The organism is Lysobacter antibioticus, from assembly GCF_000731095.1.
Lineage (GTDB): Bacteria > Pseudomonadota > Gammaproteobacteria > Xanthomonadales > Xanthomonadaceae > Lysobacter > Lysobacter antibioticus_B.
Genome location: NZ_JMTZ01000055.1, coordinates 1 through 15,098, shown reverse-complemented (window position 1 = coordinate 15,098; position 15,098 = coordinate 1). Strand labels below are relative to the sequence as shown.

General features: G+C 65.8%; 11 protein-coding genes. 5 read left to right on the top strand and 6 right to left on the bottom strand.

Translation table 11 applies throughout. The features are described from left to right. Nucleotides 1-330: 330 nt before the first annotated feature. A complete protein-coding gene (locus EX88_RS0116140; RefSeq protein WP_031373027.1) occupies nt 331-756 on the bottom strand; it encodes an organic hydroperoxide resistance protein in 426 nt (141 codons plus the stop codon). A gap of 124 nt (nt 757-880) precedes the next feature. Continuing rightward, nucleotides 881-1,348: a MarR family winged helix-turn-helix transcriptional regulator gene (locus EX88_RS0116135; protein ID WP_031373026.1), complete on the bottom strand. Its 468-nt coding sequence runs from the start codon at nt 1,346-1,348 to the stop codon at nt 881-883. A 413-nt stretch (nt 1,349-1,761) separates the two neighbouring features. Here EX88_RS0116135 and EX88_RS0116130 point away from each other — a divergent pair, with 413 nt between their 5' ends. Next, nucleotides 1,762-2,871 carry a serine hydrolase domain-containing protein gene (locus EX88_RS0116130; RefSeq protein ID WP_031373025.1) on the top strand — a complete coding sequence of 370 codons (1,110 nt, stop codon included), beginning with the start codon at nt 1,762-1,764 and terminating at the stop codon, nt 2,869-2,871. 235 nt (nt 2,872-3,106) lie between these two features. On the opposite strand, the gene EX88_RS0116125 is transcribed toward EX88_RS0116130, so the two are convergent. The 4 genes from EX88_RS0116125 to EX88_RS0116110 all read right to left on the bottom strand — a co-directional run bounded on the left by EX88_RS0116125 (nt 3,107) and on the right by EX88_RS0116110 (nt 10,083). Continuing rightward, nucleotides 3,107-3,823: a M15 family metallopeptidase gene (locus EX88_RS0116125; protein WP_235186324.1), complete on the bottom strand. Its 717-nt coding sequence runs from the start codon at nt 3,821-3,823 to the stop codon at nt 3,107-3,109. A 1-nt stretch (nt 3,824) separates the two neighbouring features. Next, nucleotides 3,825-5,447 carry a serine hydrolase gene (locus tag EX88_RS0116120; protein ID WP_200875858.1) on the bottom strand — a complete coding sequence of 541 codons (1,623 nt, stop codon included), beginning with the start codon at nt 5,445-5,447 and terminating at the stop codon, nt 3,825-3,827. Between the two features lie 106 nt (nt 5,448-5,553). Then, nucleotides 5,554-8,526 carry a TonB-dependent receptor gene (locus EX88_RS0116115; RefSeq protein ID WP_031373022.1) on the bottom strand — a complete coding sequence of 991 codons (2,973 nt, stop codon included), beginning with the start codon at nt 8,524-8,526 and terminating at the stop codon, nt 5,554-5,556. 42 nt (nt 8,527-8,568) lie between these two features. Continuing rightward, nucleotides 8,569-10,083 carry a transglutaminase-like domain-containing protein gene (locus EX88_RS0116110; protein ID WP_430536916.1) on the bottom strand — a complete coding sequence of 505 codons (1,515 nt, stop codon included), beginning with the start codon at nt 10,081-10,083 and terminating at the stop codon, nt 8,569-8,571. 229 nt (nt 10,084-10,312) lie between these two features. On the opposite strand from EX88_RS0116110, the gene EX88_RS0116105 reads away from it, so the two are divergent. From EX88_RS0116105 to EX88_RS0116090, 4 genes are all read left to right on the top strand, one after another. Then, nucleotides 10,313-11,746: an SH3 domain-containing protein gene (locus EX88_RS0116105; RefSeq protein ID WP_051885187.1), complete on the top strand. Its 1,434-nt coding sequence runs from the start codon at nt 10,313-10,315 to the stop codon at nt 11,744-11,746. Between the two features lie 150 nt (nt 11,747-11,896). Then, nucleotides 11,897-12,994 (top strand): dipeptide epimerase, encoded by a 1,098-nt coding sequence (locus tag EX88_RS0116100; RefSeq protein ID WP_031373019.1) that lies wholly within the window; start codon nt 11,897-11,899, stop codon nt 12,992-12,994. Between the two features lie 52 nt (nt 12,995-13,046). Beyond that, on the top strand, nt 13,047-13,895 hold the full coding sequence (locus tag EX88_RS0116095; RefSeq protein WP_031373018.1) for a MurR/RpiR family transcriptional regulator: 849 nt from the start codon (nt 13,047-13,049) through the stop codon (nt 13,893-13,895). 152 nt (nt 13,896-14,047) lie between these two features. Next, complete coding sequence (locus EX88_RS0116090; RefSeq protein ID WP_051885186.1) at nt 14,048-14,776, top strand: L,D-transpeptidase family protein; 729 nt, start codon at nt 14,048-14,050, stop codon at nt 14,774-14,776. The last annotated feature ends 322 nt before the right edge of the window (nt 14,777-15,098 follow it).

Below are 15,098 nucleotides of genomic sequence, written 5' to 3'. Positions count from 1 at the left end.
GGCGATCGACAACGTGCAGCGGGTGCCTCGATTCGCGACAGCAGAGAACGAAACGCCATGGCGAGTCTGTGCGATCGCGTAGCAGTTTATTGATCGGCCTGCATTGCGAACTCACGTTCGCTCACCCGTATTCAGGCAGCTGTATGTAGCTCACCGAAACTCACCGTGCAGCCTGCACAGGCCGTGCGGAAGATATCGACTATTGCCGCGAACATCGCAGTGCCGCGCTCGAACGGAAACGGCCCGGCTGCATGCGCAACCGGGCCGTTCGTCATCGCTCGCAGTCCCGTACCGGCCGCATCGTGGGCCGACGCGGTATCGCCGCGCCGATCAGACCAGGGTCAAGGTCACGTCGATGTTGCCGCGGGTGGCGTTGGAGTACGGGCAGACCACGTGGGCCTTGTCGACCAGCGCCTGCGCCTGTTCGCGCGGCAGGCCCGGCAGGGAGATCTTCAGTTCGACTTCGATGCCGAAACCGGTCGGGATCTGGCCGATGCCGACGCTGCCGTCGATCGCCGCGTCGGCGGGCAGCGCGATCTTCTCGCGGCCGGCGACGAACTTCAGCGCGCCCATGAAGCAGGCCGAATAACCGGCGGCGAACAACTGCTCCGGGTTGGTGCCGTCGCCGCCGGCGCCGCCGAGTTCGCGCGGCGTGGTCAGCTTGGCGTCGAGCGCGTTGTCGGAGGAGACGGCGCGGCCGTCGCGGCCGCCGGTAACGTGAGCGTGGGCGGTGTAGAGGACTTTTTCGATGGACATGGTGAGGCTCCGGTGGGGTGGTGACGGCGGGCGGCAAGCCCGCCAGAAATGAATCGATGACTATTTAATCGCACACTATTCACAGAATCGAACGATGCCTCCGGCGAGCGACCGCCGGCATCGATCAAGCGTTTCGGATCAGGCTTTCGCGCAGGCTTTCGAGTTGCCGCTTGATCAGCGCCAGTTGCTCGTAGGAGCAACCTTCGACCGCGCACGACACGCCCTGAGGAATGCCCTGGGCCTTGGTCTTGAGCGCGCGCCCGGCCTTGCTCAACTCGATGATGACCTGGCGCTCGTCGCTGGCGGCGCGGGTACGCGTGACCAGGCCGGCGGCTTCGAGCCGCTTCAGCAGCGGGGTCAAGGTGGCCGAATCGAGGAACAGGCGTTCGCCGATCTCCGACACCGTCACCTCGTCGCGCTCCCACAGCACCATCATCACCAAGTACTGCGGATAGGTCAGGCCGAGCTTGGCGAGCAGCTTACGATAGACCTTGTTGAGCGCCAGGCTGGTGGAATACAGGGCGAAGCACAGCTGGTCGTCGAGCAGCAGGGTCGGCTGCGGCGATTTGGCGGAGGCGGCGGGCTTCTTCATGGGGCTCAATTTACATAGCGCGCTATTTAATAGCAAGCACTGACAGGCGCCGAATCCGGTCCCGGAGTGTTCCAGTGGTGGATCGAATCCCGGGCGGTGCTACTGCAGCCGTCATCTCCGCGAAGGCGGAGATCCAGAGACTTAAGAGTCATGCCTCAGTGAAGCCGTGGGTATTCGGCTCCGCCGAAATAAAGCGGAGCCCGCTGCGCGGTAACGACGGCAGGACGGTTTCGCGACGTACCGCCAGCCGTCATTCCCGCGAAAGCGGGAATCCAGAGACTTCAGCGTCATACCTCGGTAAAGCCCTGGGTATTCGGCTCCGCCAAAGGAAGGCGGAGCCCGCCTTTGCCGCCCCCTCCCCACCATAACCAAGACACTTCCAGCCGCGCCCCACCCTGCCGCACTATCGGCCGATGCGAACGATCACCCTGACGCTGGGGCTGTCCGCCCTGATCGCCGGCTGCGCCGCCGCGCCGGTTTCTTCCACCACCGATCCTGCGAACGCCGACCCGGCCACGGCCGACCGCGTCGACGCCTTGATGCGCGACTACGCCGGCGACGGCCCCGGCGCCGCCTTGCTGGTACTGCGCGACGGTCAGGCCGTGGTGCGCCGCGGCTACGGCCGGGCGGTGCTCGAGGATGGCGCCGCCGCGACGCCGCAGACCAACTACCGCCTGGCCTCGATCAGCAAACAGTTCACCGCCGCCGCGGTGTTGCTGCTCGCGCAGGACGGCAAGCTCGGCCTGGACGACCCGATCAAACGTTGGCTGCCGTCGCTGCCGAAGGCCGCCGATGCCATCACCCTCCGCCAGATCCTCAGCCACACCTCGGGCCTGATCGACTACGAGGACGTCATGCCGCCGGAGTTCGACGACCGCGATCGGCAGATGCACGACCGCGACGTGCTGCGCGTCCTCGAAGGCCAGAACCGCACCTACTTCATCCCCGGCCAGGACTATCGCTACAGCAACAGCGGCTACGCCCTGCTCGCGCTGACGGTCGAAAAAGCCTCGGGCAAGAGCTTCGCCGCCTTCCTGCGCGAACGCATCTTCCTGCCGCTGGGCATGCGCCACACCGTCGCCTACGAGCGCGGCCTGTCCGAAGTCGCGCACCGCGCCTACGGCTACAGCTTCGAGCAGCGCCGCTGGACCCGCACCGACCAGAGCCCTACTAGCGCGGTGCTCGGCGACGGCGGCATCTATTCCTCGATCGACGATCTGGCCCGCTGGGACGCGGCCCTGTACGACGACCGCTTGCTCAGCGACGCATCGCGACGCCTGGCCTTCAGCCCGCATACGTCCACCGACTTGGCGGATGTCGCCTATGGCTACGGTTGGCGCATCACCGGCGAGACTCTGTGGCATTCCGGCGAAAGCATCGGCTTCCGCAACGTCATCGTGCGTTACCCGCAGCGGCGCCTGACCGTGGTGTTGCTGAGCAATCGCAACGACCCCGAGCCCTATCGCCTGGCCTTGCGGATTGCCGAGCTGTATTTGCCGGATGCCGCAGGCGCGGGGCGTTGAGGTTCGATTGAGGCCGCGCAGCACTACGTCCTCACCCTAACCCTCTCCCGTAAACGGGAGAGGGGACTCACAGCCGTCCGCTCTTAGCCCTCTCTCGTAACGGGAAAGGGGACTCAAAGCCATCCGCTCTTGGCCCCTCTCCCGTTTACGGGAGAGGGGTTGGGGTGAGGGGAAACAGGCAATGCGGACGCCCAGGCCGAAGCGCAACGCCGAAAGCCGAAGTCCCGGCCTGCGTTCACCTCACCGGAAAATCGAACGCCGTTTGCGGCGTCGGCTCCGGCTTGTAGGTGTAGTGCCACCACTCCAGAGGATAGTTCTCGAACCCCTCGCGGCGCATCGCCGAGCGCAGCAGCTCGCGGTTGGAGCGCTGCTGGACGCTGACGCTCGGCGACGCGGTGTGCGCGGTTTCGTCGAAAAAGTCGAAGGGCGTACCCATGTCCATCGGCTCGAAGCGGTCTTCGCGCAGTTCCAGCAGGCTCAGGTCGACGGTGGCGCCGCGGCTGTGGCCCGAGGTCGGCGAGATGTAGTCGCCGAGCAAGACCCGCTTGTCGAGGTTCGGGTAGTACTGCGGCTTGCTGCGCTGATCGTCGAGGTCGCCGGCCCAAGCGACGAAGTCCTGCACCGCGCGCACCGGCCGGTAGCAATCGTAGATCCGCAGCATCAAGCCCTGCGGGCGCAGGCTGCGTTCGACCCGGGCCAAAGCCTGGGCGACGGGTTCGTGCAGATAGCAGCCGGCCGCCTCGTATCCCTTCACCGGGCGGCCGACGAAGTTGTCGGCGCCGGCATAACGGATGTCGAGGGAGATGTCCGGCACCAGCGAGCGGATCTCGACCATGCCCGCGGCGGCGGCATCGGTCGCCGACGACAGCGTCGGGGCGACGCTCTGCGGCTTCGGCCGCGGCGTGAGCGGCGGCGCGGCGGCGCAGGCGCTCAGCGCCAGAACGAGGCTCAACTCAAGGGCGGCCCTCGCCCATGGGGCAGTCGCCGACGCGCGCGAACGCCAGGTCTTCGTAGTCGTAGCTGAAATCCGCATCGGGATCGACCTTCGCCAGTGTCAGGGTGACGGCGCCGTCGGCCGCGGCTGCGAAATCGAGCCAGGCCTCGGCATCGACCTCGTCCGCGGTCCAGTCGAGCAACAGGCGCTCGCCGACGCTGACGATCTTACCCGCGAGCAAGGGCGACTTGCGCGCAGCGAACTCGACGCCGTCGCCGCGTGCGCAGACCGAGGCCTCGCCGAACCAAGGGTCGCGATAGACGCCCAGGCGGTCGCGCAGCGCCGAAGCGGGTATCGCCATGCGCTTCGAGGTGTCCGGCGCGCGCTTCGCCGCCGGCGCCTGCGCTTCGCGCTCCAGCGTATCGGCGTAATAGGCGACCGGGCGGGCCCGCGCCGGTGCGGTGTAGCGCTCGCTCAAGACCTGGTCGAGCACGCTGCGCGCCTGTCCGGCGTCGCCGTTGATCAACACGGCGAAACCGCTACGGCGCTCGGGCAGCAAGGTCACCAACGAGTACATGCCCATCAGCGTGCCGGTGTGCGAGACCTTGAGCAGGCCGTCGGCATCGCTGAGCCGCCAGCCGTAGCCATAGGCGGCGAAATGGGTCCGGCTCCATTCGCGTTGCCGCTTCGACACCGTCATCGCCATCTGCGGCCGCCACAGCTCCTCACGCTGCCGCGGCGACAACCAAGGTTTGCCGTCGACGCCTGCGCGCCCGGGGTCGAGCCAGGCACCGATCCAGGCGGTCATGTCGCGCAGACTGCAGCGCACGCCGCCGGCCGGGTCCATCGTGGTCGCCGCGATCTGCGCGCCGTCGCGGCGCACCGCGACGTTGCCGCCGTCGCGACGCACGTGCGGTTGCGCGACGTCCCCAATCGCATCGCGGCTCCAATCGCCGATCCGGCAGCGCGACAAGCCCAAGGGCGCGAACACTTCGCGCCGCAACAGGGTTTCATAAGGCGCGCCGCCGGCCGCGGCGGCCACTTCGCCGGCGACGATGTAGAGCAGGTTGTCGTAGTCGTAGCGCGAGCGGAAGCTGTGCACCGGTTTGAGATAGCGCAGGCCGTGCAGGATGTCGCCACGGGTGAAGGTGTTCGGCTCCGGCCACAGCATCAGGTCGCCGGCGCCGGCGCGCAGGCCGCTGTTGTGGATCAACAGATCGCGCACCTGCATCTCGCGCGTGACCCAATCCTCGTGCATGCGGAAACCCGGCAGATGCCGGGTCACCGGGTCGTCCCAGCGCAGCTTGCCGGCATCGACCAGACGCGCCAGCAAGGCGGTGGTCATCGACTTGGTGTTCGAGGCGATCTTGAACACGCTGTCGGGCGTGATCGCCGCGCCCTCGCCGGCCACCAACTCGCCGGCGGTGCGCTCGTACGTCACCACGCCGTCTTCGACTACGCCGATCGCGAGCCCGGGCAGGCGGTAACGCCCCATGACGTCGTCGAAAATGCGGTCGAGCGCTCGCCGGTTCGCGTCACCGGCGCCGGGCGCATCGACGCGATCCGCCGCCGCGCCCGGCAGGGGCGTCGCGAGCAGCGCAAGCATAAAAATCAGGACCGGCGAACGGGGTCTGTGTCGCATCGGACGGTCCTGCGGGAAAGAGGAAGCCCCATCATTGCGGGGCTTCATGGTTTCAAATCTAGGCGAATGTATCTATCGCACCATTAGATCTGCCGGGAAATTTCAACTAGAAATTTACGGACAACGTCAACTGACTATAACGTGGCGTCTGGAAACCGACCGGACGCAGGAAAGTGGCATCGGGATCGCCGCTCCCCTCTTCATCCACTTCGATCGTTCGCTGCTGATTAAACAAGTTATAGACAGCCAACTTAGCTTTGAAGTTGGCCCTGCCGAACGCACGCTGGTAGGTCAAGCTGGCCCCAACATCGTAAGTCCATGGCGTACGTCCCGCGCTGCCGCGACCATACAGCTGATAGACGCGTTCGGACGCAACCGCTGCGTCGCAGTTTTCTACACAGATGAAGAAGCTGTGGAAGATGGTGCCGTCGAACGGGTTTCCTACACCCATGGCGCTGATCGGCCGACCGGACTGAGCGCTCAACGTCGCGCCAACCTGCCAGTGATCGTTGATCGCATAGGTGCCACGCGCCTTGATCTGGTGACGACGATCATTCGGCAGATAACCATAGGCGCCGTAATTGACCCAAGGGTTGTCGAAAGCCTCGGTGCGACCTGCATCGGCGAAGTTGAAGTCCGATGTGACGGGCCCCTCGGCATTTCCCTTGGTCTGCGACCACGTGTATGACGCATTAAACTCCCACTTGTCGTCCCAGGCTCGATCAACCACGAACTCCAGCGCACGATACGTACGCTTGGGTTTGTCCCAGCCGCGATCGCCAAGGTAGTTTCCGTCGTCGTCATACATCGCCCAACCGGCGCGGGAGGTATCGATGTCGACATAACCATCGTTCACGCCGTCGCAATTGGTGTCGGTATAGACCTTCAAGGTCTTGCCAGGGTTGGCCATCACGAAGCCGACTTCGCCGGGCTCGCCGTCGCACAGGAGCCCATTGGACGTGATCTCCATATCGTCGATGGCGTTATGCAACTTGCGATAGATGCCGCGCAGCCCCCAGGACCACTTCTCCCCCAACATGGTCTGAAACCCGAGGATCAACTCGTCCTGATAGACCGGGTCCATGTCGGCATCGACCTCGCCACGCAAGTCGCCGACGCTTCCGTCGCCCTGCGAGTTGTCGACTGGACCGATCTGAGGCCCGAGGATCGGATAGAGATAGTCCTGACCACCCTCGCTGCGAACTTCGTAACCGCCAAAAGCGTAGTAGGTGCGCTCGTCGAGGAATCCGCCGGCCTGTTTGATGTTGATGACGTTCGCGACCGGCAGGAAATATCGCCCGAGATTGCCGAAGACCTTGGTGCGCCCATCGCCGTTGAAATCCCACGAGAAACCTAGGCGCGGGGCCAGCATGTCGTCGATCTTGATGTAGCTGCGGCCTTCGCTGTCCTTATTGTCGAACGCCTCCACGCGCAGACCCGCATTGAGCATCAGGTCCGGAGTAATCTGCCAGTTGTCCTCAATATAGTAGGCGCTGTTGATGGTTTCGAAGGTGCCGTCCACTTCGAGCCGCCGGGCGCGAATATAGTCGCCGCTCGGCGGCGCCACACCGCCGCCGGGATTCGGCAACGGACGTCCCGGCTCCAGATGGCCGATGTCGTAGCGGAAGCCGCCGACGCCCGGATATGAGCGCTGGTAGTCGGAAGTGTTCTTCTCTCGATCTACGCCAAAGCGCAGCAGGTGGTTGCCCAAGGACCACTCGAAGTCGAGCCGCATGGCTTCGCGATCGTCAACGGCTTCTTCGACCAAGGAACTATTGGTGCATCCGGTCCGGATGTCGAGATCGACATCGCGACTGTCCACGACTCGGTTGCAGTTGATGTCGGTGAGACTGCTGGTGGCGCGATTGCGCTCATTCTTGCCATACATGGCTTTGGCCGAGAATGCGTCGGTCAGATAGCCGGTGTAGGTCAGAGCCCAATTCTTACCGCCGCTGTGCGAGTAGGTCGTATCGGTGTTGGCCGATCGTTTGCCAGTGTCGGCGTTGAAGCCGTAGATCTTGCTGACCGTCTCGTCCTTATCGGAAAAAGCGAGAAATTCGAGCAGATGCTTGTCGTTGATCTGCCAATCCAGCTTAGTGCCCCAGAAACCGTTGTCGGCGTCGCCCTTGGTCAAGGTGGTGCCGCGGTCGTCCGTATTATTCGGTTGGTAATCTCGGGCCTCGTACATGGCGAAGAAGAACAGCTTGTCGCGCACGATCGGGCCGGAGGCGAAGACGTTAAGGCTGGAACGATCGTAGTCGTCGTAGCTGTAGGTCAGATAGCGTCGTCCGTTGGCATATCGATCCTTGGCCTTGGATTGCCCCGAACGGGGTTCCCATACGAACTCCGCCCCGTACTGGAATTCGTTGGTACCAGAACGAGTAACGGCATTGATCACGCCGCCGGTAGTACGACCGAACTCGACCGAATAGCCGCCGGTCTTGACCTGGAATTCTTTGTAGAACCCGAAAGGAACCGAGGAAAAGCCCACGCGGTTGTAGAAGTCGGTGACATTCAGACCATTGATGTACACCGAATTCTCGGCCACCGAGGAACCGCCGAAGGAAATGCCACCAAGGTCGTTGTCTCCCTTGGTCAGGCCTGGTGCCAGCAAGGCCACGGCCAGCGGGTCGCGCTCGACCGGCAGGCGCGAAAGCTCCTCGCGGGTGACATTGGTCGCCGATTCGGTCGAACGCACGTCGACCGGCGAGATCACCCGCGAGCCGATCACCTGCACTGCGCCGAGATTGGTCGCGTCGCCGAGGTTGATGTTGGCCTCGTTGCCAAGGCTCACCACCACCTCGATCGGCTCGCCGACCGCGGCGCCGTCCTTGCTGGCCTGCAACTGATAGGTGCCGATCGGCAGGAACGGAAAACGGTAGTTGCCGTTCTCGTCGGCCTTCACGGTGCGGGTGAAACCGGTCTCGGTGCTGCGTACCGTGACCTCGGCGCCGGCGGTCACCCGGCCGGCGAGCGAGCCGTCGGTGTTGGCCGCCAGCGCCGGCTGCAGCGCCATCGAAGCAAGGCAGATCCCCATCGCCATGCACAGCCCGGACTTACGCAAGGTCTTGCCGTTCATACCGCACTTCCTCCCCAGAATGATGGACGCCGCTTCGCCTGCTCAAGCCTTGGCGGGCAGCACTTGTGTCTCGTAGTCGTAATCCCATTGGTCGAAGTAGAGATTTCCCCCTTCCCACTCGACCTCGCCCCGTTGCGAATCCACGGTTTCGGAGCGTTCGTGCGTCTTGGCCGGGACGAAGTCGCGGCCGTAGTCGTCGTTGTACGCGATGCGATAGGCATCGAAGCCGCCGAAATAGAAGTCGGCAAGCTGCGCATCGGACGAATCGAAGCGGCCGGTCGTGACGTCGACCGGCATCCAGCCGTAGGGCGCCAGGTACATCCAGGCCCAGTCGTGCATGTTGGTGTAGCCGTCGTCGCCGTAGACCCAGCCCGACTGCCAGCGCGCCGGTATGCCGTTGAGGCGCAGCAGGGTCATCAGCAGCAGGGTCTGCTGGCCGCAGTCGGCATGGCCGGCGTGCAGGGCGTAGTCGCTGATGTTGGAGATCGTCGAGTACTCGCGCGCGCCGGCCCAGGGAATGCGGTCGACCGCGGCGTAGAGCTTCTTGGCGATGCGGTAAGGATTGGTTTCGTCGCCGACCACTTCGCGCGAGAACTTGCGCAGCGCGTCGGTGTAGACCATGTGCGGCGCGCGTTCGCCCAGATACGGCCGGGTGTCTTGGTTCACCGGTGCCGGCACCACCTTGTCGGGATCGATCGCACGGTACTGGCCATAGACGGTCAGTTCGTACTGCACCTGGAACTTGGTGGGCTGCCCGGCCTTCGCGGTCTGTTGCAGATAGACCGTGCGCTGCAGGGCCGACTCCGGGGCGATGCGATGGCCGGCCGGCGTGCTGGCGAGATAGCGGATGCCTTCCTGCTGCCGCGGCAAGGCGCGCGGATACGGCAGCCAGGCGCGCACGGTCTTGCCGGCCGGCACCGCATCGGCCTCGACGGTCAGCGACTGGGTTACGCGCACGCGCCGCGGCGCGGCATGGGCGAGCCCGCTCTTGAGCGCGGCATCGCGTACTTCGGCGTGATGGGCGTTGAGCACTTCCATCGGCCCATGGCTCAGCGGTTTGGCACCGGGCTTGCGTCGCGCCAGGGCTTGCTCGCTGAGCCGGAACAGGTTCGACGGCGCACGTTGGAAATAGCGCTTGTCGCCGTCGATGATGATGTATTCGAGCAGGCCGGCGCGGTCCCAGGCGGCGAACTCGTCGGCGCGCAGGTCGGGGATCTGCTCGCGCAGCTTGGCCTGGGCCTGGGCTTCGTCGAGGGTGAAGTCCAGGCGGATGCGACGCATGCGCTCGCGCTCGAACTCCAGCGCTTGGCGTTGCGGCGCGGTCACCCCGGGGCGGGCCAGGGCCTCGGCGATGCGGGCCCGGGCGCCTTCGAAATGACCGGTGTCGACCAGGGCCACGATGGCGGCGAGGCGTTCGCCGGCGTCGTCCGTGGCCGCGCCGTGGGCCCAGCCCGGCGCGGCCACGGCCAGCGCCGCGGCCAGCACGGCCGCCCGCCAACTCCCAGCGAAGAAGACGATGGCCCTCGCGCGGGGAGCGATAAACAGCAGGTCAGTCACGGGATCCATACCTGGTGTCACCCACGCGGGGGCCATCGATTCATGGCTGTGTAACATGAAGGGCGGACCCGGTCAATAAATTATTCTCTATCTATTTTTTGTAGGAAGTATGTATTCTGCGGACCGACCCGACGTCGCGCGTTCGTCGAAGCCGGGTGGGTGCCGGACGACCGGCATCGGGCCTGTGACGGCGCGCGGGATCGGCCCAGCGCGCCCGGAGCATGAAGCGATGCGTAGCGACACTCGCCACCCGCAGCATTCCCATGGCCGCGCCGCGCTGTTGATCGCGGCGTTGTTGGCAGCCGTGCCCTTGGGCGCGGTGCCGGCCTTCGCACGCGAGACTGCGCGCACGCCGGCGACCGGCGTGATCGGCATCGAGGAGGGGCAATTGAACGCGGACTACTGGATACGCCAGCAGACCCAGCCCGACACGACGATACTCGACCGCAAAGCGATCGACGCGCAGAACCAGCGCCTGCATCGGCTCGACCCGTCGGTGCACGATATCGAACATCTGCCGGCAAAACTGCGACGTGCGCAGGTACGCGAGTGGATCGCGGCGCTGTCGCAGGCGCGCGAGGAAACCCTGTACGACGAGCGCGGCGAGGAAGTGCCGGCGCCGACCTTGCAGCAACTCGGCGACGCCCTGGCGCTGGACGCCATCCCGGCGCTACAAGACACCCGCTACGGCATGGTCGTGCGCCGCGCCGACCTGCGCACCTTCCCGACCCGGCTGCGCGTGTTCACCGCGCGCGGCGACACCGACATCGACCGCTACCAGGAAAGCGCGCTGTTCCCGGGCACGCCGGTGGCGATCGTGCACGAGAGCCTCGACGGCCAGTACTGGTTCGTGGTCAGCGAGCTGTACGCGGCCTGGGTCGAGAAAGACCGCATCGCCGAGGGCGAGGCCAAGCCGATCTTCGCCTACACCCGCAAGGCGCCCTACCTGGTCGTCACCGGCGCGACCGCGCGCACCGTGCATGCGCCCGAACAGCCCGGCGTGTCGGACGTGCAGTTGGAGATGGGCGTGCGCGTGCCGCTGCTCGCCGACTGGCCGGCCGAGCGCCCGGTCAACGGCCAACACCATTACGCCTCGCATGTGATCGAGCTGCCGTATCGCGACGGAGCGGGGCGTTTGCAGTTTTCCCCGGCGCTGCTGCCGCGCACCGCGGACACCGCCGCGGACTACTTGCCGCTGACGCAAGCCAACTTGGTCCGCCAGGGCTTCAAGTTCCTCGGCGAACGCTACGGCTGGGGGCATTCCTACAACACCCGCGACTGCAGCGGCTTCGTTTCCGAGATCTACCGCAGCTTCGGCGTGCAGCTGCCGCGCAATACTCGCGACCAGGCGGTCAGCCCGGCCTACAACCGCATCGACCTGGCCGACGATGTCGGCCACGAGGACCGCCTGAAGATCCTCAAGACCCTGGAAGTGGGCGACCTGATCTACATCCCCGGCCACGTGATGATGGTGGTCGGCCACGAGGACGGCTGGCCCTACGTGATCCACGACACCACCGGCATCACCTTCCGCGACCGCACCGGCGAACTGGCGCGCGTGCACCTCAACGGCGTCTCGGTGACGCCGCTGGTGCCGCTGCTGTTCAACCGCGAGCAGCCGACCGTGGACCGGATCACCAGCATTCAACGTATTCGTCCATGAGCGAGGCCATCCACGCCGGAGAGCGATCCTCTCCCAAGCCGCGGTCGCCGACTTCACACCGCCGTCGACCCCATCCGAAGTAGCGTCGCCGAGCGCCGCCACCCTCCCAACCACCGAACACGCCGAACGAACCAAGACCTTACCGACCACATGAAGATCACCGACATCCGATTCGGCATGCTGCGGGTCCCGCTGAAGACCCCGTTCAAGACCGCGCTGCGCACGGTCGACGTGGTCGAGGACATCGTCGTCACCGTCCACACCGATACCGGCCACATCGGCTACGGCGAAGCGCCGGCGACGGCGGTGATCACCGGCGACACCCACGGTTCGATCGTCGAGGCGATCCGCAAGTTCATCTCGCCGCGCCTGATCGGCGAGGAGATCGCCAACCTCAACCGCATCACCGGCCTGATCCAGGGCGCGCTGGAGAAGAATTCCAGCGCCAAGGCCGCGGTCGAGATCGCGGTCTACGACCTGTGGGGCCAGCTTTACGGCGCCCCGCTGTACAAGATGCTCGGCGGCGGCGACCCGGTCATCACCACCGACATCACCATCAGCGTGGACTACATCGAGAAGATGGTCGCCGACTCGATCGCCGCGGTCGACCGCGGCTTCGAGTCGCTGAAGATCAAGGTCGGCAAGGACATCGGCGTCGACATCGAGCGGGTCAAGGCGATCTATGCCGCGGTCGAAGGCCGCGCCCTGCTGCGCCTGGACGCCAACCAGGGCTGGACCGCCAAGCAGGCGGTGTATGCCCTGCAGACCCTGGAAGACGCCGGGGTGCGCCTGGAACTGGTCGAGCAACCGGTCAAGGCCCAGGACCTCGACGGTATGAAGTACGTCACGGATCGGGTCCACACCCCGATCATGGCCGACGAAAGCGTGTTCGGCCCGGCCGAGGTCATCGACCTGATCCGGATGCGCGCCGCCGACATCATCAACATCAAGCTGATGAAGACCGGCGGCCTGTCCAAGGCCATCCAGATCGCCGATATCGCCGCCATGTACGGGGTCGAATGCATGATCGGCTGCATGATCGAGACCAGCATCAGCGTCGCCGCCGCGGTCCACCTGGCGGTGGCCAAATCCAATGTGATCACCAAGGTGGATCTGGACGGTCCCTCGCTGTGCGCGTTCAATCCGGTCGACGGGGGAGTTATCTTCAACGAATCGGAGATCACGGTGACCGACGCGCCGGGTCTGGGCATCCGCGAGATCCGCGGCCTGGAACCGCTCGACGTCTGAGCCGCGGCTCCGGTTTCGCCACAGGATTAGCCGTACAGGACTGGACCCGCCGATGTCGCCCTTGCTCAAGATCCGCTCCGAACGCGACCAGATGTCGGCGATCGAACGCCGGATCGCCGATTACCTGCTCGAGAACGCGCACCTGCTGCGTGACTATTCCTCGCAGCAGCTGGCCAACGCGCTCGGCATCAGCCAGTCGAGCGTGGTCAAGTTCAGCCAGAAGCTCGGCTTCAAGGGCTATCCGGACCTGAAGTACTCGATCGGCGAGGCGGTCGCGCGCGGCCACGGCCACGACGACGCCCACGCGGTCGAATCGGTCCACGCCGACCCGCATGCCGCCCTGGCCGAGCGCCTGTGGCACGGCAAGGCCCGCGCCGAGGAGGAAACCCGGCTGATCAACCCGGCCGAGCGCATCGACGCCATCGCCGAGCTGATCCAGGACGCGCGCCGGGTGTTCATCATCGGCCTGGGCGAGGACGGCATCCCGGCCCGCGCCCTGGCGATGAAGCTGGCGATGATCGGCATCCTCAGCGTCCACCATTTCGACCCGGTGCTGATGACCGCCAGCACCGCCACCGCGAACCAGAACGACCTGCTGCTGGTGTTCTCCGAGCTCGGCAAGCAGACCGCGCTGTGCCACCTGGCGCGCACCTTCGGCGAAGCCGGCGGCAAGGTCGTCTCGGTGACCCGCCACACCCCCAACCCGCTGCGCGCCCATGCCGATTTCTCCCTGCTGGTCTCGGCCCACGACGAGCGCGCCCATGTCGAGCCGCTGCTGTACCAGTCGGCGCTGCAGCACCTGCTCGACCTGATCTTCATCCTGCTGTGCGAACGCGGCCAGGGCCGGCTCAGCCAGCTCGACAGCAACGCCGAACGCATCCAGGACATGCTCGACACCTGATGCCGCGCGATGCGCCGCGAGGAATGCCCATGCCCCCGTCCTTCCGCCTGCCCTCGTCCGGGCGCGAATCTCCAGCCAGGCCCGGGGCCGAGTTCACGCCCGCCTCGGGTCTGCGCCGCTGCGCCGGTCTCATCGCGGCGGGACTGGCCCTGATGCTGGCCGGCTGCGCCACGACCGGCAGCGACCGCCACGGCGGCGAAACCAGTCAGGCCGGGCAACTGGTGGTCGTGACTACGGCCGGCTGGGACGCCAACCAGGGTCGGCTACAGCGCTTCGAGCGCGTCGACGGCCAGTGGCGCTCGGTCGGCGATGCGGCCGAGGTAACGATCGGCCGCGCCGGTTCGGCCTGGGGCCTGGGCCTGCATCCGGCGCAGCAAGACGGCCCGGTCAAGCGCGAAGGCGACGGCCGCGCCCCCGCCGGCCTGTTCCACATCGGCACCGCCTTCGGCTACGCCGACCGTGCCGCCACCGCCCTGCCCTACAGCGCGATGACGGTGTCGGACTACTGCATCGACGTCAGCGACTCGCCCTTGTACAACCGCATCGTCGATGCCAAGACCGTCGGCGAGGCCGCGGTCGCCGGCTCCACCGAACCGATGCGCCGCGACCTGCACGCCGGCGGCGATCAACGCTATCGCCAGGGTTTCGTGATCGAACACAACCGCGCCGGCGTCGCCGGTGCGGGCAGTTGCATCTTCGCCCACCTGTGGAAAGCCCCCGGCGAAGCCACCGCCGGCTGCACCGCGATGGACGACGGCGAGATGGACCGTTTGCTGGCGTGGTTGAAGCCCGAAGCGCAACCGGTGTTCGTGCTGTTGCCGCAGGCGCAGTACGCGCAGCATTGGCGGGCCTGGGGACTGCCGGAGCCGGCGGGAGGTTGAGGGCAGCGTTGTCGCGTCGCAGACCGATTACGGCCTCATCTCGACGAATCTGCTGCAGCGGTGCCACCAAGGGTAGGAGCGGCGCGAGCCGCGACCGCGTTGTTGCGGTCTCGCCACGCTTCGTTCAAGCAAGATCAAGATCAAACGCTTAGAGCTTCCGTCGCTAAAACGCCGCGGTGAATCTGCTGTGGCGGTGCCAACAGGGGTAGGAGCGGCGCGAGCCGCGACCGCGCGGTAATGGTCTCGCGGCGTATCGCTCAAGCAACATCAAGATCAAACGCCTAAAGCTTCCGCCACTAAAGCGGCGGGTAACTTTCTTTTG